Raw genomic sequence first — 19101 nt, 5'->3', positions numbered from 1 at the left:
GATATCGCCGGGTCAACCGACCGTCACGTACCGGATCACCGCGAGCACGCCGGACACGAAGGCGGGCCCCACCCACCACCACCCCATGACCCGCCGTACGGACGGCAGCAGCCACACCCCCACCACCGCACCGGCGGCCCCGATGGCGAGCACGCACGCGAGAACGATGCCGGCGTAGGCGTCGTCGTCCCAGGAGCCGGACGGACGGATGGTCAGTGCCGCCCAGCAGCACCACACTGCGACAAGGGTGAGTAGCACCAGAGGAACGGCGAGGACCATGCGCAGGCAGCCGCGGTCGTCGTCCACGGGGGAAGAACTTGTCATCGGTGGGGAGTTGCTCCTTGATCTGTCCGGATGTTCTGGCCCGGTACCGGGTGCTACCGTCCGCGCATGGCCAAGGTGACCGTCTCGCTCGACGCAGCGCTCGTCGTGGAAGTCATGGTGCTCGCGGGCGTGGGCAACCCGCAGGACGCCGTCGAACTCGTCGTCCGCGACTACATCGAGCGTGGCCACCGCACGGAGGCCAGGGCAGAGACCCGCGACGACGCGCTGCGCGAGGTGGACGTGAAACCCCGGGAGGTCGAGGGCTGAGCCCTGCCGGACTGGGAGGCTGATGCGGGCCAACTCGCCTGGCTGCCACCGGTGTTGCCGATCTCGCCTGCCCCGCGGCCCAGCCGCCCTGTGTCGTCCACTGCGCCCGCCCTACGCCTTTTGCTCGGCGTGAGCCGACGCGCACCGGGCGGCCCACGCCGGTCAACCTGCCCGGCCGTGCCGGGAGTTGTCGACGTCGCCGCTCTCCGGGCCCTCCGCCCGGCGTCAGCTGCTGTGCCCGGCCGCCCAGTCTTCCGGCCCGGTGTCAGTCACCCTTCCCGGTATCGTCCAGCGCGCCCGCCCTACGCCTCCTGCCCGGCGTGAGCCGTGGCGGCCTGGGCGGCCGATGTCGGTCAACTTGCCTGGCCGCCGACGGCGTTGTCCACGCCGCCCGCCCCGGCTCAGCCGCCGGACGTCATGCACTGCGCCCGCCCCGAGGTCTTCCGCCCGGCGTGAGCCACCCTGCTCAGGCGTTCGGCTTGCTGCCCGGTGTCTGCCGGCCGCTCAGCGTCACCGCCACGCCCACCCCGGCTCTCCTCCCGGTGTCAGCCGACGTGCCCCTCGGCCGCTCCGCCCGGCGTGATCCCCCCGGGGGCCCTCCGCCCCGTGTCAACCGATCCGCGCTCGCCGCCCCGCCGCCCCGTCAGCCGACCCGCCGCCCGTTCTCCAACTCCGCGGTCCCCGCCCCCTCCTCCAGCACATCCAGCGCGACCAGGACCCGAAGCCCCAACGACCCCGGCAGGTACTCCGTGACTTCCTCGCGTGGGACGAGGCGCCACGACAGCAGCTCCTCCTCCTGGAGTTGGATCGACTTGAGGTCCTTGGCCGTGAGGACTCCGCCGTCGTACAGGTAGGCCACCAACGGCGGGTAGTCCGGGCCGTGGTAGACCCAGTCGACGGCGAGCAGCTGGCCGAGTTCGACGTCGAGGCCGATCTCCTCCAAGGTCTCGCGGCGCGCGCCCTGGCGCGGGGTCTCGCCGTCGTCCGACTCGATCGTGCCGCCCGGAAGGGCCCAGCCCTCACGGTAGTTGGGCTCGACGAGGAGGACCTGGCCCTCGGTGTCACGGAAGAGGGCGGCGGCCCCGGCGAGGATGCGGGGGAGACCCGCGAGGTACGTGGCGAAGTCTTGCGTAGTGGTCATTCAGGAAGGGTAACCAGCCCGCGCAGCCGCCTCTCCGACTCGCTGCCCGGCACCGGGAAGTGACAGACCAGGCTCGACCAGGGCGCCTCCTGCACCCGCGAGCCGTACGAACGACACCTCGATGTCACCCGCATTGGGGTGCCGGTAACGACGTACGGACGAGCGGAACTCCACCACCTCGCGTGCCTCCCACAGGCGCGCGAAGTGCGGGCTGGTGGCGATCAGTTCGGCGATCCGCGCTTCCTGCCCTTGGCGTTCGACGGCACGCCCCTTAGGGAGTCGCCCGCAGCCCGTCCACGATGAGGTCCAGGATCCGCCCCGCCCGCGCCTCCCCACCCCGTGCCGGATCGAGCCGCCACAGCACGCTCAACTGAAGCAGTACGTCCTCCGGATCGAGCCCGGACTTGAGCGACCCGTCGGCCGCTCCCGCCTTCAGGAGTACGGCGATTGCGGCCACGAAGGGCGCGAAGTACTCGTCGTCGGCACCCCCGTCCGTCGCCGCGTGGATGACCTCGGCGACGCCGTACTTGAGCCTCCCGTAGTGGGCGACCTCGTCCAACCAGAGGCGTAGCGCGACGAGTGGGGGATGGTCCGCGAGGAGCGCCGGCGCGCGGTCGATCAGGTGCTGTATGTCGTGGCGGTACAGCTCCAGGATCAGCGCCTCCCGGGTGGGGAAGTGGCGGTACAGCGTTCCGATGCCGACGCCCGCCTCCTTGGCGATCGCGGTGAGGGACGCGCTGCTCGACGCGGCGATCGCCTCGCGGGCGACGGTCAGGATGCGTTCCCGGTTGTCGAGGGCGTCGCGGCGGGTCGGTTTCGGGTTCACGGGTGCGGGCCGTCCGTCGGGTGTCGGATTGCTAAGCGGAGGGTCCTCCGGTACGTTGGGGCATGTACCGGAGGGGCCTCCGTTTCGCTCTCCATTCTGGCACACCCCCACCCGACACCGCAGGGAGCACCGTCATGCCCGAACTCGTCCTCGTCACCGGAGGCAGCGGCTACATCGCAGGCTGGTGCATCGCCGAACTGCTCCGCCGCGGCTACGACGTCCGTACGACCGTCCGTGCCCCGGGCAAGGAACGCGCGGTCACCGACGCCGTCGCGACCGTCGCCGACCCCGCCGGCCGGCTGAGCTTCGCCGTCGCCGACCTCACCGCCGACGAGGGCTGGGACGCCGCCCTCAAGGGCGTCGACTTCGTCCTGCACGTCGCCTCCCCGCTCGGCGCCGCCTCCGACGACCCCGAGGCCCTGATCGCCGCGGCCCGTGGCGGAGCGTTGCGCGTTCTGCGCGCGGCCACCGAGGCAGGCGTACGACGCGTGGTGATGACCTCGGCCGCGAACGCCGCGAGCCCCTCGTCGTACGCCTCCGAAGGCGTCACCGACGAGGAGCTGTGGACCGATCCAGAGGACCCCACCCTGATCCCGTACCGCCGCTCCAAGACCCTTGCCGAGCGCGCCGCCTGGGACTTCATGCGCGACTACGACGGCCCGACCGAGCTGACCACCGTCCTCCCCGGCGCCGTCTTTGGACCGGTCCTCACCACCGCGAACATGGGCTCCGTGGGCATCATCGCGCGCATGGTGAGCGGCAAGATGCCCGGCGTTCCGCGCATCGGCCTCGAAGTCGTGGACGTCCGCGACCTGGTCGACGTCCACATCCGGGCGATGGAATCACCGGCCGCAGCGGGCCAACGCTTCCTGGCCACCGGGGAGTTCGTGTGGATGGAGGACATCGCCCGCACTCTGCGCGACGGCCTCGGCGAGCACGGCCGTACCGTCTCCACGCGCCGCCTCCCGGACTTCGCCGTCCGCCTCGCCGCCCGCTTCCGGGACCCGTCCCTGCGCGAGATCACCCCCGCGCTCGGCCGACGCAACCGGCACAGCACCGAGAAGGCCCGCCGCGTCCTCGGCTGGGAACCGCGCCCGGCGAGGGAAGCCGTACTCGACTGTGCCCGGAGCCTCATCGCGCAGGGTGCCGTCTAGGAGTCGGCGGCCTCCGCCAACTGCACCGTCCGCGCGGCCAGTTCGCTGATCCGCACCCCGTCGAAGCCGAACACCGCACTGCGCACGGTGTCCTCCAGCGGGTCCTTCCACTGCCCCGGGATCGCGTCCGCGCCGGTCAGCACCCCGGCGACCGAACCGGCCGTCGCGCCGTTCGAGTCGGTGTCCAGGCCGCCGCGCACGGTCAGCGTGATGGTGCGGGTGAAGTCGCCGTCGCCGTACAGGAGTCCGGCGGTGAGGACGGCCGCGTTCGGGATCGTGTGGATCCAGCCGAGCCCCGCGGTCTCCTCGGACACCGTGCTGAGCGTGTCCTCCCAGGTCATCCGCGTCTCGTGCAGCGTCAGCACCCGCCGCACGGTCCGCGCGAGACGGCAGCCCGGCGGGATCACGGTCAGCGCCGTGTCCAGCGCGTGCCGTACGGTCGGCGCGGTGAACGCCGCCGAGATGAGAGCGGCGGCCCACATGGCGCCGTAGACACCGTTCCCGGAGTGGGACAACACCGCGTCCCTGCGCGCCAGTTGGGCCGCGCGACGCGGGTCGCCCGGGCTGGTCCAGCCGTAGACGTCGGCGCGGATCAGGGCACCGATCCACTCCTGGTACGGGTTGTCGTGCGTCGCCGTCAGTGGCGGCTTGAGGCCGTTCGCGAGGTTGCGGTAGGCGGCGCGCTCGGCGGTGAACGTCTGCAGATACGGCAGTCTCCGCAGCCACAGTTCGCCGACCTGCTCGGTGCTGAAGCCGAAGCCGTGGGTCTCCAGGAGGTCGAGCCCGAGGATGGCGTAGTCGACGTCGTCGTCACGGCAGCTGCCGTGGATCCGGCCGCGTACGCACCGCTGCCACTCGGGGCGCAGCTCGAAGCCGTCGTACTCGCTCGGCGGCTCGGGGAGGTAGTCGGTCAGGGGCAGGGCGGCGGCCCGCCGGAGATAGCGGTCGATGCGGTCGCGCGTCCACAGGTCGCCCTGCTCGACCGGCTTGCCGAGCATGTTGCCCGCGATCCGGCCCAGCCAGCCCCCGAGGATGCGGTCCGCGAACGCCGGCTCAGTGCCCACAAGGGTCATACCTCCGGTGTACCCGATTCCGGGCCGGGCAGCGGCACAGGGTCTGCTCAGCGCGGTCCCAGCGTTCGGTCGGGGCATGACGGCGGGGGCGTCCGCCGGTTAAGGTCGCAGCGGCGCGACTGGCCCCTGAACGCGCGGGGGCCCGTAGAGCAAGGGGATCGCAAGGTGGCGAACGCTGCACAGAGGGGCACCCACAGGGTGCTCATCGCCGCGGACAAGTTCAAGGGGTCGCTGACGGCCGTGCAGGTCGCCGAGCGGGTGACGGCCGGGCTGCGCCGGGTCGTACCCGAACTGGACGTGACCGCGATGCCGGTCGCCGACGGCGGCGACGGCACGGTGGACGCGGCCGTCGCGGCGGGCTTCGAGCGACGGGAGATACGGGTCGCAGGACCCCTCGGCGACGAGGTCACCGCCGCCTTCGCGGTACGCGGCGACACGGCCGTCGTGGAGATGGCCGAGGCGAGCGGGCTGCAACGCCTGCCCAAGGGCGTCTTCGCCCCGCTGACCTCCTCGACGTACGGCTCCGGCGAACTGCTGCGGGCCGCGCTCGACGCGGGCGCCCGCACGATCGTGTTCGGCGTCGGCGGCAGCGCCACGACCGACGGCGGCGCGGGCATGCTCTCCGCCCTCGGGGCCCGCTTCCTGGACGCGGAGGGCGAACCCGTCCCCCCGGGCGGCGGCGGCCTCACCGACCTCGCCTCGGCCGACCTCACCGGCCTCGACCCACGACTCACCACCGTCGACCTGATCCTCGCGAGCGACGTCGACAACCCGCTCACCGGCCCCAAGGGCGCCCCCGCGGTCTACGGCCCCCAGAAGGGCGCCGCGCCGGACGACGTGGACGCCCTCGACGCGGCCCTCGGCCACTACGCCAAGGTCCTGGAAGAGTCGATCGGCACCAGGGCCGCCGAGTACGCCGCGGCACCCGGCGCGGGTGCCGCCGGCGGCATCGGCTACGGCGCCCTCCTCCTCGGCGCCCGCTTCCGCCCCGGCATCGAGGTCATGCTCGACGTCCTCGGCTTCGCCTCCGCCCTGGAGGGCGCCACCCTCGTCATCACCGGCGAGGGCTCCCTCGACGAACAGACCCTCCACGGCAAGGCCCCGGCAGGCGTCGCCGCGGCGGCCCGCGCCGAGGGCAAGGAAGTCGTCGCCGTCTGCGGCCGCCTCGCCCTGCCCCCGCAGTCCCTGGGCCACGCGGGCATCCGTCGCGCGTATCCCCTCACGTCGCTCGAGCCGGACGTGGTGAAGTGCATCGCCGATGCCGGGCCGATCCTGGAGCGGGTGGCGGAGAACATCGCGCGGGACTTCCTGGTCTGAGGCTCACCCCGAGGAACCCGAGGAACGTTGAAGGGCCCCGAACCGTAAACCGGTCCGGGGCCCTTCGTCAGCGCTGGAGAACGACTACGGCTGTGCCGCCCGCGCCTCACGCCGGTTGCCGCGGAAGTTGTTCACGCGGCGGGCCGTCGCGAACAGGGGGATCACCGCGCCCATGACCAACTGGAGCGCGCAGCCCGTCTGGAGGAGCAGCTGACCGCCCGGGGCGTCGAACGCCCAGGAGGCCAGCAGGCCCATCGACAGGACGATCCAGGCGAGCATCGCCACCGCGAGGCGGCCGCGCGGCTTCGGGTACTCGACCCGGCTCACCATCAGCCAGGCGGTGCCCAGGATCGCGAGCAGCGTTGCCACGAAGGGCAGTTCGAGCAGCACGATCGAGACCACCGTCAGCGCACCGAATGGGGAGGGCATGCCCTGGAACATGCCGTTCGGTGGCGTCACGCACGAGAAGCGGGCCAGTCTCAGCACCACCGCCAGCAGCACCACGATCGCCCCGACCGCGGCCACTCTCTGGTGCGCGTCGTCGGCGACCATGCCGTAGACGAGGACGAAGTACGCTGGCGCGAGGCCGAAGCTGATCAGGTCCGACAGGTTGTCCAGCTCCGCGCCCATGGGGGAGGAGCGCAGCTTGCGGGCGACGAGGCCGTCGAAGAGGTCGAAGACCGCCGCGCACAGCATCAGGATGACCGCGGTGGCCGCGCTGTGGCGGGCCATGCCGGTCGACTCGTCGTTGCCCGTCAGGTGCGGGATCAGGATGCCGGTGGTGGTGAAGTACACCGCCATGAAGCCGCAGGTGGCGTTGCCGAGGGTGAGGGTGTCCGCTATTGAGAGGCGGAGAGAAAGAGGCATCTCCTCCTCGTCGTCCACCTCATCGGCCTCGGGCACCCAGCCCGCCTGTGTCTCCGGATCAACCACGGTCAATGCGAGTCACCCCAGCCATGGTCTTCTGGCCGACCTCCACGTCCACCTCGACACCCTCGGGGAGGTAGATGTCGACGCGTGAACCGAAGCGGATCAGTCCGATGCGCTCGCCCTGCTCGACCTTCGTGCCCTGCGGGACGTAGGGGACGATGCGGCGGGCGACGGCGCCGGCGATCTGGATCATCTCGATGTCACCGAGCTCGGTGTCGAAGTGCCAGACGACCCGCTCGTTGTTCTCGCTCTCCTTGTTGAACGCGGGAACGAAACCGCCCGGGATGTGCTCGACCGACGTCACCGTGCCGGAGAGCGGCGCGCGGTTGACGTGGACGTTCAGCGGGCTCATGAAGATGGCGACGCGGGTGCGACCGTCCTTCCACGGCATGATGCTCTGCACCACACCGTCGGCGGGAGAGATGACCCGGCCCTGGGTGATCTCGCGCTCGGGGTCGCGGAAGAACCACAGCATGCCCGCCGCGAGCGCGGTGGCGGGTACGGCCACGACCTTGGCGGCGCCGGACTTGCGCGCACGTACCAGGCTGAGGGCTGCGGTGGCGACGGTCGGCAGGAGCCACGGCGATGCTCCGCGCGCGAGGCGTACGCCTGCCAGGCTGTCGCGTGGTGCAGAGGTTTGGCTGTGGGGCATGGATGACCTTCGTAGCGGATGATGCCGCGCTGTAACGGGGGACGGCGGCTTTCCCGGGATCGTACCGGTCGCGGGCCACAACTGGGCAAGCCAGGAAGCCGAGTCGGCGGCTGAGGAGCGTTGACGGGGTGTGATCTTCTTCTCGATGAAAACACCCCGAAACGGACAATCAGCCCTGGAATCGATACTCTTCGAGCAACCTGCGCCCGATGATCATTTTCTGGATTTCGGCGGTACCTTCGCCGATCAACAGCATCGGCGCCTCGCGGTAAAGGCGTTCGATCTCGTACTCCTTGGAGAAGCCGTACCCGCCGTGGATCCGGAAGGCGTCCTCGACGACCTCCTTGCAGTACTCGGAGGCGAGGTACTTCGCCATCCCTGCCTCAAGGTCGTTTCGTTCGCCGGAGTCCTTTTTGCGTGCCGCATTTACCATCATCGCATGGGCGGCCTCGACCTTGGTGGCCATCTCCGCGAGCTTGAACTGGATCGCCTGGTGCTGGGCGATGGGCTTCCCGAACGTGTGACGTTGCTGCGCGTACGAGACGCCCAGTTCGAAGGCACGCTGAGCGACACCGCAGCCACGCGCCGCCACGTTGACGCGGCCCACCTCGACTCCGTCCATCATTTGGTAAAAACCTCGGCCGGTCCCGCCGCCGAGCACGCGGTCGGCCGGAATCCGCAGGCCGTCCATGATCAACTCGGTGGTGTCGACGCCCTTGTAGCCCATCTTGTCGATCTTCCCGGGGATGGTCAGCCCGGGCCGGACCTCTCCGAAACCGGGCTCCTTCTCGACCAGGAACGTCGTCATCGACTTGTGGGGCGCGGTGCCCTCCGGGTGGCCTTCGTCACTTCGCACGAGAACGGCGACAAGTGACGACGTACCGCCGTTCGTCAGCCACATCTTCTGGCCGGTCAGGACGTACTCGTCGCCGTCCTTCACCGCCTTCGACGTGATCGCCGAGACGTCCGAACCCAGCGCGGGTTCCGACATCGAGAACGCGCCCCGGATGTCGCCGGCCGCCATGCGCGGCAGGAAGTGGTCCTTCTGCTCCTGGGTGCCGTGCTGCTTGAGCATGTAGGCCACGATGAAATGGGTGTTGATGATGCCGGACACCGACATCCACCCGCGTGCGATCTCCTCCACACACAGGGCGTACGTCAACAGGGACTCGCCCAGGCCGCCGTACTCCTCCGGGATCATCAGACCGAAGAGGCCCAACTCCTTGAGCCCGTCGACGATCTGCTGCGGATACTCGTCGCGGTGCTCCAGCTCGGTGGCGACCGGGAGGATCTCCTTGTCCACGAAGTCGCGGACGGTGGACAGGATTTCCCGCTGGATGTCGGTGAGACCGGCGGTCTGGGCGAGTCGCGCCATGGCTACTTCTCCTGCTCCTTGAGCTGGGGGCGGCCGGGCTGCTCGCCGCCGCGCTCCTTGATGTACGTCTCGGTCGGCACCATCACCTTGCGGCGGAACACGCAGACCAGCGTGCCGTCCTGCTTGTAGCCCTTGGTCTCGACGTACACGATCCCGCGGTCGTTCTTCGACCTGGAGGGCGTCTTGTCGAGGACCGTGGTCTCGCCGTAGATCGTGTCCCCGTGGAACGTCGGCGCCACGTGCTTGAGCGACTCGACCTCCAGGTTGGCGATCGCCTTGCCCGACACGTCCGGCACCGACATGCCCAGCAGGAGCGAGTAGATGTAGTTGCCGACCACGACGTTCTTGCCGAAGTCCGTTGTGTTCTCGGCGTAGTTGGCGTCCATGTGGAGCGGGTGGTGGTTCATCGTCAGGAGACAGAAGAGGTGGTCGTCGTACTCGGTGACGGTCTTCCCGGGCCAGTGCTTGTAGACCGCGCCGACCTCGAACTCCTCGTAGGTGCGTCCGAATTGCATGGCTCAGGCCTCCGGGGCTTCGAACTTGGAGGTGCGCTCCATACCGGCGGCCCGGCCCTTGCCCGAGATGACGAGCGCCATCTTGCGGCTGGCCTCGTCGATCATCTCGTCGCCGAGCATCGCGGAGCCCTTCTTGCCGCCCGCCTCGGACGTGTAGTAGTCGTACGCGTCCAGGATCAACTCGGCGTGGTCGAAGTCCTCTTGGGACGGCGAGAAGATCTCGTTGGACGCCTCGACCTGGCCCGGGTGCAGCACCCACTTGCCGTCGAAGCCGAGCGCGGCGGCACGCTGGGCGACCGCGCGGTAGCCGTCGAGGTTGCGGATCTGGAGGTAAGGGCCGTCGATCGCCTGGAGGTTGTTGGCGCGGGCGGCCATCAGGATCTTCATCAGGATGTAGTGGTAGGCGTCCGCCGGGTAGCCGGGCGGCTGCTCACCCACGACCAACGACTTCATGTTGATCGACGCCATGAAGTCGGCGGGACCGAAGATGATCGTCTCGACGCGCTGCGTGGCCTGCGCGATCTCGTTGACGTTGTTGAGTCCCTGCGCGTTCTCGATCTGCGCCTCGATGCCGATCTTGCCGACCTCGAAGCCCATAGTCTTCTCGATCTGCGTCAGCAGCAGGTCCAGGGCGACGACCTGCTGGGCCGTCTGCACCTTCGGCAGCATGATGCAGTCGAGGTTCTGGCCCGCGCCCTCGACGACCGTGACGACATCGCGGTACGTCCACTCGGTCGTCCAGTCGTTGACGCGCACGACCCGCGTCTTGCCCGTCCAGTCGCCCTCGTTGAGGAACTTGACGATGGTGTGCCGCGCCTCGGGCTTGGCGAGCGGCGCGCACGCGTCCTCCAGGTCCAGGAAGACCTGGTCGGCCGGGAGGCCCTGCGCCTTCTCCAGGAAGCGCGGGTTGCTCCCGGGGACCGCGAGACAGGAGCGCCGCGGGCGAAGCCGGTTGACGGGGGCGGGCGTGGTCATGCGGGGACCTCCAAGGGGTCGAGCAGAGGGTCGAGCTTGTTCGCTTTCCGGATCTCGTCGACGATGCGGCCGATGATTCCGGTGATGTCGAAGTCCTTCGGTGTGAAGACCGCCGCCACTCCGGCGGCCCGCAACTGTTCGGCGTCACCATGGGGGATGATCCCACCGGCGATGACAGGTATGTCTGTGGCACCGGCCACACGGAGCCGTTCGAGGACGTCCGGCACCAACTGGGCGTGCGAGCCGGACAGGATGGACAGCCCGACCGCGTGCACGTCCTCGGCGAGGGCCGCGTCCACGATCTGCTCCGGGGTCAGCCGGATGCCCTGGTACACCACCTCGAAGCCGGCGTCACGCGCGCGTACGGCGATCTGCTCGGCGCCGTTGGAGTGCCCGTCCAGGCCCGGCTTGCCGACCAGGAAGCGCAGCTTCCCGGCGCCCATCTCGCGCGCCGTCACATCCACCTTGCGGCGCACCTCGGCCATCGCCGAGCCCTCCTCGGCGGGGACCGCCACCGGCGCCGACGAGACGCCCGTGGGCGCCCGGAACTCGCCGAACACCTCCCGCAGGGCCCCGGCCCACTCGCCGGTCGTGACGCCGGCGCGGGCGCACTCCAGGGTGGCCTCCATGAGGTTGTCGGTGCCCTTGGCGGCCTCCTTCAGCCGCTCCAGCGCCTTGCACGGGCGCGGGTGGTTGAACGGTGGCTGGTAGCGCGTGTCCCGCCAGCGCTGCAACGACGCGATGACCCGGGCCTCCACGGCCGGATCGACCGTCTGGATCGCCGTGTCGAGGTCGGCGGTGAGCGGATTGGGCTCGGTCGTGTTGAAGATGTTGACGCCGACGATCTTCTCTTGACCGGACTCGATACGGGCCCGGCGCTCCGCGTGCGAGGACACGAGCTGAGACTTGAGATAGCCGGACTCGACGGCGGCCATCGCGCCGCCCATCTCCTCGATGCGGTCCATCTCGGCGAGGGACTCCTCGACCAGGGAGGCCACCTTCGCCTCGATGACGTGCGAACCGTCGAAGATGTCCGCGTACTCCAGCAGGTCGCTCTCGTAGGCCAGCACCTGTTGCATGCGCAGCGACCACTGCTGGTCCCAGGGCCGGGGGAGCCCCAACGCCTCGTTCCACGCCGGGAGTTGCACGGCACGCGCGCGTGCGTCCTTCGACAGCGTCACGGCCAGCATCTCCAGCACGATCCGCTGGACGTTGTTCTCCGGCTGCGCCTCCGTAAGCCCCAGCGAGTTGACCTGCACGCCGTAGCGGAAGCGGCGCTGCTTCGGGTTCTCGATGCCGTAGCGCTCGTGGGTGACCTCGTCCCAGATGCGGCCGAAGGCGCGCATCTTGCACATCTCCTCGATGAAGCGGACGCCCGCGTTCACGAAGAAGGAGATGCGGGCGACGACATCGCCCCTGCGGTCCTCGGGGATCTGGCCGGACGCGAACACCGCGTCCAGGACGGCGATCGCGGTGGACATCGCGTACGCGATCTCCTGGACCGGGGTGGCCCCGGCCTCCTGGAGGTGGTAGCTGCAGATGTTGATCGGGTTCCACTTGGGGATGTGGTTGACCGTGTAGCAGATCATGTCGGTCGTCAGCCGGAGCGAGGGAACCGGCGGGAACACGTGCGTGCCCCGCGACAGGTACTCCTTGACGATGTCGTTCTGGGTCGTCCCCTGGAGCTGGGTGATGTCCACACCCTGCTCCTCGGCGACGACCTGATAGAGCGCCAGCAGCCACATGGCGGTGGCGTTGATCGTCATCGAGGTGTTCATCTGGTCCAGGGGGATGTCCTGGAACAGCCGGCGCATGTCACCGACGTGGGCCACCGGCACGCCGACCCGGCCGACCTCGCCGCGGGCGAGGATGTGGTCGGAGTCGTAGCCGGTCTGCGTCGGCAGGTCGAACGCGACCGACAGACCGGTCTGGCCCTTGGCGAGGTTGCGCCGGTACAGCTCGTTGGACGCCTCTGCCGTGGAGTGACCGGCGTACGTGCGCATGAGCCACGGCCGGTCTTTCTGGCGCTCAGTCATGTACTGGACCTCAGCCCTCAGATGTTCCGGAAGCGGTTGATCGCGTCGATGTGCTTGGCGCGCAGTTCCTCGTCGCGGACGCCCAGGCCCTCCTCGGGGGCCAGGCACAGGACGCCGACCTTGCCCTGGTGGAGGTTGCGGTGGACGTCGTAGGCGGCCTGTCCGGTCTCCTCCAGGGAGTACACCTTGGAGAGCGTCGGGTGGATCTTGCCCTTGGCGACCAGCCGGTTGGCCTCCCAGGCCTCGCGGTAGTTGGCGAAGTGCGAGCCGATGATCCGCTTCAGGGACATCCACAGGTAGCGGTTGTCGTACTCGTGGTTGAACCCGGAGGTCGACGCGCAGGTGACGATCGTGCCGCCCTTGCGGGTGACGTAAACGCTTGCGCCGAAGGTCTCGCGGCCCGGGTGCTCGAAGACGATGTCCACGTCCTCGCCGCCGGTGAGTTCACGGATGCGCTTGCCGAACCGCTTCCACTCACGCGGGTCCTGGTTGTGCTCGTCGGCCCAGAACTTGTAGTCCTCGGCGGTGCGGTCGATGATCGCCTCGGCGCCCATCGCCCGGCAGATGTCCGCCTTCTGGGGCGAGGACACGACACAGATGGGGTTGGCGCCGCCCGCGAGCGCGAACTGCGTGGCGTACGAGCCGAGTCCGCCGCTCGCGCCCCAGATGAGGACGTTGTCGCCCTGCTTCATGCCGGCGCCGTTGCGGGAGACCAGCTGCCGGTAGGCGGTGGAGTTCACCAGCCCCGGGGCGGCGGCCTCCTCCCACGACAAGTGGCCCGGCTTGGGCATCAGTTGGTTGGACTTGACGAGCGCGATCTCCGCGAGTCCGCCGAAGTTCGTCTCGAAGCCCCAGATCCGCTGCTCGGGGTCGAGCATCGTGTCGTTGTGCCCGTCGCTCGACTCCAGCTCCACGCTGAGGCAGTGCGCGACGACCTCGTCACCGGGCTTCCAGGCGTTCACGCCCGGGCCGGTGCGCAGGACGACGCCCGCGAGGTCGGAGCCGATGATGTGGTACGGCAGGTCGTGCCGCTTGGTGAGCTCGCTGAGCTTGCCGTAGCGCTCCAGGAAGCCGAACGTGGACAGCGGCTCGAAGATCGAGGTCCACACGGAGTTGTAGTTGACGCTCGACGCCATGACGGCCACCAGGGCCTCGCCCGGGCCGAGTTCGGGCACCGGGACGTCGTCCAGGTGGATCGACTTGCGGGGGTCCTTGTCGCGGGTGGTGAGGCCCGCGAACATGTCCGTCTCGTCCTTGTGCACGGTGATCGCGCGGTACGACTCGGGGAGCGGCAGGGCGGCGAAATCGGCCGGAGTCGAGTCCGGCGACTGGATCGCGTCCAGGATGTCCTTCACGGTCACGGTGTTGCCTCCGGCGAAGTGCGCCCTGAGGGAGGGGCGCCGATGGTTACGTCGGTGCTGCTGCTGAGGGTGGGTGCTGAGGTGCCGTCGGTTCGGCGGGTGGTGCTTCGGCAGCGCTTTGTGGCGCGAGAGGTTGCCTGTGACGCAGGCGTCCGGGCGCGCAGCCCAGTGGTGGGTTGCGGGGACAGCCGACGTACGAAAGGTCTCTGCACGCCGGCCGCCCGGACACCTTCAACGTATGACACTGCGTGTCACCTCGCAAGGCACCGAGTGCCATGAATCGCTCTCAGGTGAAATCTTTACGTAACAAATGAGCGATGATCGATCGAACGGCGTCTGAAAGGTGCCTGAAAACCTGCTCTGACATGCCAAAACGGCCACCCCGCGGGGTGGCCGTCATCACACAGGGGCGGGGGCTCAGCGGTCCCGCAGTGCCTCTTCGATGGTCCGCATGACCTCGTCCAGCGGGGCGTCGGTGCGGGCGACCGTCACCAGGACCTCGCCGTTCTGGTGCACCGCCGCGGTTGCGGGCTTGGGGGTCGTGGTGCGGCCGGCGCCGATGCCGCTGCCGAACGTCTTCCGTACGATCCCGAAGGCGTGGTCGAGCTGTGCCTCGACGTCGCCCTGACCGTCGGCCCGCAGCCAGCGCCGCAGCACGTGGTTGTGGGCGGTGACCACGGCCGAGGCGGCGACCTCGGCGAGCAGCGGGTCGTCGTTGGCGTCGTCGTCGTGCGCGTGCTCGTCGAAGTGGCCCAGGAGATAGCGCGTAAACAGCCGCTCGTAGCGGGCCACCGACGCGATCTCGGCCTCGCGCAGGGTGGGCACCTCGCGCGTCAGCTTGTAGCGGGCGACCGAGATCTCCGGCTGGGCCGCGTACATACGCATGACTTCCTTGATGCCCCGGCAGACCGTGTCGAGCGGGTGCTCGTGCGCGGGGGCGGCATTGAGTACCGCCTCGGCCCGGATCAAGGTGTCGTCGTGGTCGGGAAAGATCGCCTCTTCCTTGGAGCGGAAGTGGCGGAAGAACGTCCGGCGCGCGACCCCGGCCGCGGCCGCGATCTCGTCGACGGTGGTCGCCTCGTACCCCTTGGTCGCGAACAGCTCCATCGCGGCCGCCGCCAACTCGCGCCGCATCTTGAGGCGCTGGGCGGCGGCGCGACTGCCCGCGGCACTCTCCGGTGCGTCGGGCGTGGCTGGTGTACGGGAGGGCTTGGCGGGCTGGGGCATGACCCGAACGTACTGCATGTGCGCAGCTTGGCGCGCACGTCCGGGGTATCCCCCGCCCGCTGTGGGCAGGGGTTCTCCGGTGGGATCGAGCAGCCCGCCCCAGTCCCCGTCGACACCGAACCCGTCGCCGGGACCCTCAGCGGCGGGCATATTCGCGGAAGCCGCGGCCCGTCTTGCGGCCGAGGCAGCCCGCGGCCACCAGGTGCTCCAGAAGCGGTGCCGGAGCCAGGCCCGGGTCGCGGAACTCGCGGTGCAGGACCTTCTCGATCGCCAGGGAGACGTCCAGCCCGACGACGTCCAACAGCTCGAAGGGGCCCATCGGGTAGCCGCCGCCCAGCTTCATCGCGGCGTCGATGTCGTCAAGGGACGCGTAGTGCTCCTGCACCATCTTGATCGCGTTGTTGAGGTACGGGAACAGCAGTGCATTGACGATGAAGCCGGCCCGGTCACCACAGTCGACCGCATGCTTCTTGATCTTGACGCAGACCTCGTGCACCGTTGATTGGACGTCGGCGTCCGTCAACACCGTACGGACGACCTCGACCAGCTTCATCGCCGGTGCGGGGTTGAAGAAGTGCATGCCGATCACGTCCTGCGGACGCGAGGTGGCGCGGGCGCACGCGACGACCGGGAGCGACGAGGTCGTGGTGGCCAGGACCGCGCCCGGCTTGCAGACCTTGTCCAGCGTCGCGAACAGCTGCTGCTTGATCTCCAGGTCCTCGGCGACCGCCTCGACGGCCAGGTCGACGTCGGCGAAGGCATCGTAGGAGCCCGCCGGGGTGATCCGTTCCAGGGTCTGCGCGGCGGCCTCGGCGGTCATCCGCCCCCGGTCCACGGAGCGCGAAAGCGACTTGCCGATACGGGACTTGGCGACCTGCGCCTTCTCCTCGCTCCGTGCGGCGAGCACGACCTCGTACCCGGCCTTGGCGAAGACCTCGGCGATACCGGACGCCATGGTCCCGGAACCGGCGACCCCGACCGAGCGGACCGTACGACCCGGGGTGAGCCGCGCGCCCTCGACCGGGGTCAGCGCGTCCCGCACGACCGTCGCGCTGTCCGGAGTCTCGTAGGAGTAGAAGCCGCGACCCGTCTTACGGCCGGTCAGGCCCGCCTCGCTGAGCTGTTTCAGGATCGGTGCGGGGGCGTGCAGACGGTCGTGGGACTCGGCGTACATGGCCTCCAGGACCGTGCGCGCGGTGTCGATGCCGATCAGGTCGAGGAGTGCGAGCGGGCCCATGGGGAGTCCGCAGCCGAGCCGCATCGCCGCGTCGATGTCCTCGCGGGAGGCGTACTTCGCCTCGTACATCGCGGCCGCCTGGTTGAGGTAGCCGAAAAGCAGCCCGTCCGCGACGAACCCGGGCCGGTCGCCGACCGCGACGGGCTCCTTGCCCAGCTCGATCGCCAGTTCGGTTACGGCGGCGACGGCGGCGGGCGCGGTCAGCACCGAGGAGACGACCTCGACCAGCTTCATCGCGGGCGCCGGGTTGAAGAAGTGCAGCCCCAACACCCGCTCCGGGCGCGCCGAATCGGCCGCCAGCCGGGTCACGGAGAGGGCGTTCGTGCCGGTCGCGAGGATGGTGTCGGGGCGCACGATCCCGTCCAGCTCGCGGAAGATCTGGTGCTTGATCTCGTACGACTCCGGGGCCACCTCGATGACCAGGTCGGCGTCGGCCGCGGCGCTCAGGTCGGTGGAGGTGCGGACGCGGGCCAGGGCGTCGGTGCGCTCCTGCTCGGTCAGCCGGCCGCGCCGCACGGCGTGGGCGGTCGCGGTCTCCAGGGCGGCGACGGCGTGGGCGGTCGCCGCCTCGCTGACGTCGATGCCGACGACCTCGCGGCCGGCCCGGGCGAGGACCTCGGTGATACCGGTGCCCATCGTGCCGAGACCGACGACGGCAATGGTCTTGAACGGGGACAGGGGAGCGTCGGACAGGGGAGCTGCCATCGCGGGACTCCTGGAATGAGGGTGACGACTGGGAGCGCGCTCCGTACGCCGAGGGGCGCACGGAGCGCGAGAAGGAGTGCGGGTGGTGCCGGGCAACGAGCGCACACGCCCGGCGAGAAGAGAGAGTTCCGACCGGCCCTGTCCCAGGCCTGGTCGTACCGCGGTACACGAGGCACCGAACCGACTGCACTCACGGCGGCTGCGTCACCAGGCCGCCGTAAGGAGATGCGCGAGTGGGTAACTCGCTCACCTGAGCTTAACCGGTGAGTAACGAGCGCGCCAGCCCCCGAGTTTGTGATGTAGGTCCCGGGCTTCCTGTGACACCCATAGGCTCGGTTTCATGGACGAAGAGTTGCGATCACTCACGGAGCGCTTACGGCAGGAGTCGGGAGGGGCGGTGCCGTACGAGCGACTCGTGGCGACCGGCGACCTCGACGAACTGGCAGAAGTCCTCACCGCCCCCGGCCATCCGCTGTGGGCAAGGGAGTTGGCCGCGTTCCGCCTCGGCCTCGCCGGTGACCGGCGTGCCTTCGAGTCCCTCGTCCTGTTCCTCAACCACCGCGACCCGTCCCGCTGCGCCTCCGCCGCGTACGCCCTGGCCCGCCTGGACGATCCCCGCACCGCCCGCGCGGCCGCCGCCCTCGCCACCAACGAACTCCGCGTCGCCTACGCCCTGCACCCCGTCCGCCTCCTGGCCGACCTCCACGCCCCCGAGTCGGTCCCGGCCCTCATCACCACGCTCCAGCGCCGCCTCCGCCCGCACGACCCGTACCGCCGCGTGGCCCTGGCCTGTGTCGAGGGCCTGGGCGAACTGGCCGACCCGCGCGCCAGACCGGTACTGAACGACGCGCTGGCTCATCCGGCGTTGGCGGAGGCGGCGGTGCATGCGTTGGGGAGGATTCCGCGGCAGCGGTGAGTGGGTCGGCATTGCACGCCTGCGGCTCGGTGGTCCAGCAGCGGCTCGGTCCCGCACCCGCTCACCCCCTCAACTCCCTGACGTACCGCACCTCGGGCACCCACACCCCCTCCACCTCGTACGGTTCCTCCGCCCCGTCCGCCCGGAAGCCCGCGCGCTCGTAGAAGCGGCGGGCGCGGGCGTTGCCCCGGACGACCCAGAGGTAGACGCGGTCGTGGCCAAGGGCCGCGCCCTGTCGTAGGGCCTCCTGAATGAGGGCCCGCCCGGCGCCGGTGCCCACGTGCTTCGGATCGAGGTAGATCGCGTACAACTCGGCGTCCTCGGTGCGGAGTTCGCCCTCGCGGTACGGACCGAGCGCGGCCCAGCCGATGATCTCGTCGCCCACCGAGGCGACCAGGTTCAGCACGCTGCCGCCGCCCTCCGCGAAACGGACCCGGCGGCGTTCGGCGTCGGCCTTCGCGCTGAGGGTGTCGAGGAAGGACTGCGGCATGAGACCCCGGTACGCGAACTGCCAGCCCAGGACGCGGATTTCGGAGACGCGGTCGCAGTCGGCGAGGGTCATCGGGCGGATCTGGAGGAGATCGGGGTCGTCCATGGCGGCACCCTAGGGAGGTGCCGACCGGGCCCGCCTCCGAATTTGCCGCGTCTGCCTACGAATTACTCGGCTTGTTCGGCGATCACCGCGAACGCCTCGATCTCCATCAGGAACTCCGGTCGCACCAGCGCGGCGACCTGGACGGCCGAGGCGGCGGGGAGCCGGTCGTCGGGTATGTGTGCCGCGCGGGCCGTGCGGATGGCCGGCATGTGGGCCATGTCCGTGACGTAGAAGGTCAGTTTGACCACGTCGTCGAAGGTGGCGTCTGCGGCGACCAGGCAGCGGCGGAGGTTCTCGAAGACCTGGCGGGCCTGGGCTGCCGCATCGCCCTCGCCGACGAGCTTGCCGTCCTCGTCCAGGGCGAGTTGGCCGGAGATCGCGACGAAGCGGCCGGTGCCCGTCACGACGTGCGTGTAGGCCGTCGCGGGGGCGACGCCGTCGGGGGCGGGAATCCTCGTCAGTTCACTCATGCGTC

20 protein-coding genes are annotated in these 19101 nt (G+C 69.8%); 4 read left to right on the top strand and 16 right to left on the bottom strand.

Annotated features, from left to right (window positions below; genetic code table 11):
* Window positions 1-12: 12 nt before the first annotated feature.
* Complete coding sequence (locus OG504_RS12045; protein ID WP_405989809.1) at window positions 13-324, bottom strand: hypothetical protein; 312 nt, start codon at window positions 322-324, stop codon at window positions 13-15.
* Window positions 325-390: 66 nt separating this feature from the next.
* Here OG504_RS12045 and OG504_RS12040 point away from each other — a divergent pair, with 66 nt between their 5' ends.
* Window positions 391-591 carry a DUF2191 domain-containing protein gene (locus OG504_RS12040; protein WP_405989808.1) on the top strand — a complete coding sequence of 67 codons (201 nt, stop codon included), beginning with the start codon at window positions 391-393 and terminating at the stop codon, window positions 589-591.
* A gap of 643 nt (window positions 592-1234) precedes the next feature.
* On the opposite strand, the gene OG504_RS12035 is transcribed toward OG504_RS12040, so the two are convergent.
* Genes OG504_RS12035 through OG504_RS12025 form a run of 3 tightly spaced genes read right to left on the bottom strand, consistent with a single transcriptional unit; the run spans window position 1235 to window position 2558 of the window.
* The gene (locus OG504_RS12035; protein ID WP_405989807.1) at window positions 1235-1732 is read right to left on the bottom strand and encodes an NUDIX domain-containing protein; all 498 of its coding nucleotides are present in this window, start codon (window positions 1730-1732) and stop codon (window positions 1235-1237) included.
* A complete protein-coding gene (locus OG504_RS12030) occupies window positions 1733-2068 on the bottom strand; it encodes a hypothetical protein (protein ID WP_405989806.1) in 336 nt (111 codons plus the stop codon).
* Window positions 2004-2558 (bottom strand): TetR/AcrR family transcriptional regulator, encoded by a 555-nt coding sequence (locus tag OG504_RS12025; protein ID WP_390161040.1) that lies wholly within the window; start codon window positions 2556-2558, stop codon window positions 2004-2006. Before OG504_RS12025 ends, OG504_RS12030 begins: the two co-directional genes overlap by 65 nt.
* A gap of 134 nt (window positions 2559-2692) precedes the next feature.
* Here OG504_RS12025 and OG504_RS12020 point away from each other — a divergent pair, with 134 nt between their 5' ends.
* Entirely contained in the window at window positions 2693-3712 is a 1020-nt protein-coding gene (locus OG504_RS12020) for an NAD-dependent epimerase/dehydratase family protein (protein WP_405989805.1), read from the top strand.
* On the opposite strand, the gene OG504_RS12015 is transcribed toward OG504_RS12020, so the two are convergent.
* The gene (locus tag OG504_RS12015) at window positions 3709-4785 is read right to left on the bottom strand and encodes an ADP-ribosylglycohydrolase family protein (RefSeq protein WP_405989804.1); all 1077 of its coding nucleotides are present in this window, start codon (window positions 4783-4785) and stop codon (window positions 3709-3711) included. The two genes, OG504_RS12020 and OG504_RS12015, sit on opposite strands and share 4 nt — an antisense overlap.
* Window positions 4786-4983: 198 nt before the next feature.
* Here OG504_RS12015 and OG504_RS12010 point away from each other — a divergent pair, with 198 nt between their 5' ends.
* Window positions 4984-6102 carry a glycerate kinase gene (locus tag OG504_RS12010; RefSeq protein WP_405996309.1) on the top strand — a complete coding sequence of 373 codons (1119 nt, stop codon included), beginning with the start codon at window positions 4984-4986 and terminating at the stop codon, window positions 6100-6102.
* Window positions 6103-6186: 84 nt separating this feature from the next.
* Here the strand turns inward: OG504_RS12010 and pssA are convergent, their stop codons facing one another.
* From pssA to OG504_RS11965, 9 genes are all read right to left on the bottom strand, one after another.
* Window positions 6187-7005, bottom strand: coding sequence for a CDP-diacylglycerol--serine O-phosphatidyltransferase (gene pssA / locus OG504_RS12005; protein WP_405996308.1), 819 nt, complete (start codon window positions 7003-7005; stop codon window positions 6187-6189).
* Between the two features lie 22 nt (window positions 7006-7027).
* Complete coding sequence (locus OG504_RS12000) at window positions 7028-7684, bottom strand: phosphatidylserine decarboxylase (RefSeq protein ID WP_019062930.1); 657 nt, start codon at window positions 7682-7684, stop codon at window positions 7028-7030.
* A gap of 169 nt (window positions 7685-7853) precedes the next feature.
* Entirely contained in the window at window positions 7854-9059 is a 1206-nt protein-coding gene (locus tag OG504_RS11995) for an acyl-CoA dehydrogenase family protein (RefSeq protein WP_365307088.1), read from the bottom strand.
* A gap of 2 nt (window positions 9060-9061) precedes the next feature.
* Entirely contained in the window at window positions 9062-9574 is a 513-nt protein-coding gene (locus OG504_RS11990) for a MaoC family dehydratase (protein WP_033279386.1), read from the bottom strand.
* A 3-nt stretch (window positions 9575-9577) separates the two neighbouring features.
* Complete coding sequence (locus tag OG504_RS11985; protein WP_405989803.1) at window positions 9578-10549, bottom strand: HpcH/HpaI aldolase/citrate lyase family protein; 972 nt, start codon at window positions 10547-10549, stop codon at window positions 9578-9580.
* A complete protein-coding gene (locus OG504_RS11980; protein ID WP_405989802.1) occupies window positions 10546-12585 on the bottom strand; it encodes a protein meaA in 2040 nt (679 codons plus the stop codon). Before OG504_RS11980 ends, OG504_RS11985 begins: the two co-directional genes overlap by 4 nt.
* Before the next feature lie 17 nt (window positions 12586-12602).
* Complete coding sequence (gene ccrA, locus OG504_RS11975) at window positions 12603-13940, bottom strand: crotonyl-CoA carboxylase/reductase (protein WP_405996307.1); 1338 nt, start codon at window positions 13938-13940, stop codon at window positions 12603-12605.
* 423 nt (window positions 13941-14363) lie between these two features.
* Window positions 14364-15173, bottom strand: a complete 810-nt coding sequence (locus tag OG504_RS11970) for a TetR family transcriptional regulator (protein WP_405989801.1) — start codon at window positions 15171-15173, stop codon at window positions 14364-14366.
* Between the two features lie 136 nt (window positions 15174-15309).
* Window positions 15310-17115 (bottom strand): 3-hydroxyacyl-CoA dehydrogenase family protein, encoded by a 1806-nt coding sequence (locus OG504_RS11965; protein WP_405989800.1) that lies wholly within the window; start codon window positions 17113-17115, stop codon window positions 15310-15312.
* A gap of 340 nt (window positions 17116-17455) precedes the next feature.
* Here OG504_RS11965 and OG504_RS11960 point away from each other — a divergent pair, with 340 nt between their 5' ends.
* The gene (locus OG504_RS11960; RefSeq protein ID WP_405989799.1) at window positions 17456-18031 is read left to right on the top strand and encodes an adenylosuccinate lyase; all 576 of its coding nucleotides are present in this window, start codon (window positions 17456-17458) and stop codon (window positions 18029-18031) included.
* 61 nt (window positions 18032-18092) lie between these two features.
* On the opposite strand, the gene OG504_RS11955 is transcribed toward OG504_RS11960, so the two are convergent.
* Together OG504_RS11955 and OG504_RS11950 are read right to left on the bottom strand one after the other, a co-directional pair.
* Window positions 18093-18626, bottom strand: coding sequence for a GNAT family N-acetyltransferase (locus tag OG504_RS11955; RefSeq protein ID WP_405989798.1), 534 nt, complete (start codon window positions 18624-18626; stop codon window positions 18093-18095).
* A gap of 62 nt (window positions 18627-18688) precedes the next feature.
* Window positions 18689-19096: a RidA family protein gene (locus OG504_RS11950; protein WP_405989797.1), complete on the bottom strand. Its 408-nt coding sequence runs from the start codon at window positions 19094-19096 to the stop codon at window positions 18689-18691.
* Window positions 19097-19101 lie beyond the last annotated feature (5 nt).

Origin of the sequence: Streptomyces sp. NBC_00986 (assembly GCF_045162565.1) — a bacterium.
In the GTDB taxonomy this organism is placed as follows: Bacteria; Actinomycetota; Actinomycetes; order Streptomycetales; family Streptomycetaceae; genus Streptomyces.
This window is presented reverse-complemented; position numbering and strand designations above follow the sequence as displayed.

What these genes read in the sequence shown, in the direction of transcription:
- OG504_RS12045 (WP_405989809.1), bottom strand. Translation starts at nt 324, where the DNA reads ATGACAAGTTCTTCCCCCGTGGACGACGACCGCGGCTGCCTGCGCATG.
- OG504_RS12000 (WP_019062930.1), bottom strand. Translation starts at nt 7,684, where the DNA reads ATGCCCCACAGCCAAACCTCTGCACCACGCGACAGCCTGGCAGGCGTA.
- OG504_RS11960 (WP_405989799.1), top strand. Translation starts at nt 17,456, where the DNA reads ATGGACGAAGAGTTGCGATCACTCACGGAGCGCTTACGGCAGGAGTCG.
- OG504_RS11985 (WP_405989803.1), bottom strand. Translation starts at nt 10,549, where the DNA reads ATGACCACGCCCGCCCCCGTCAACCGGCTTCGCCCGCGGCGCTCCTGT.
- OG504_RS11980 (WP_405989802.1), bottom strand. Translation starts at nt 12,585, where the DNA reads ATGACTGAGCGCCAGAAAGACCGGCCGTGGCTCATGCGCACGTACGCC.
- OG504_RS12035 (WP_405989807.1), bottom strand. Translation starts at nt 1,732, where the DNA reads ATGACCACTACGCAAGACTTCGCCACGTACCTCGCGGGTCTCCCCCGC.
- OG504_RS12040 (WP_405989808.1), top strand. Translation starts at nt 391, where the DNA reads ATGGCCAAGGTGACCGTCTCGCTCGACGCAGCGCTCGTCGTGGAAGTC.
- OG504_RS11990 (WP_033279386.1), bottom strand. Translation starts at nt 9,574, where the DNA reads ATGCAATTCGGACGCACCTACGAGGAGTTCGAGGTCGGCGCGGTCTAC.
- OG504_RS11955 (WP_405989798.1), bottom strand. Translation starts at nt 18,626, where the DNA reads ATGGACGACCCCGATCTCCTCCAGATCCGCCCGATGACCCTCGCCGAC.
- OG504_RS12015 (WP_405989804.1), bottom strand. Translation starts at nt 4,785, where the DNA reads ATGACCCTTGTGGGCACTGAGCCGGCGTTCGCGGACCGCATCCTCGGG.
- OG504_RS12020 (WP_405989805.1), top strand. Translation starts at nt 2,693, where the DNA reads ATGCCCGAACTCGTCCTCGTCACCGGAGGCAGCGGCTACATCGCAGGC.
- OG504_RS11970 (WP_405989801.1), bottom strand. Translation starts at nt 15,173, where the DNA reads ATGCCCCAGCCCGCCAAGCCCTCCCGTACACCAGCCACGCCCGACGCA.
- OG504_RS11995 (WP_365307088.1), bottom strand. Translation starts at nt 9,059, where the DNA reads ATGGCGCGACTCGCCCAGACCGCCGGTCTCACCGACATCCAGCGGGAA.
- OG504_RS11965 (WP_405989800.1), bottom strand. Translation starts at nt 17,115, where the DNA reads ATGGCAGCTCCCCTGTCCGACGCTCCCCTGTCCCCGTTCAAGACCATT.
- OG504_RS11950 (WP_405989797.1), bottom strand. Translation starts at nt 19,096, where the DNA reads ATGAGTGAACTGACGAGGATTCCCGCCCCCGACGGCGTCGCCCCCGCG.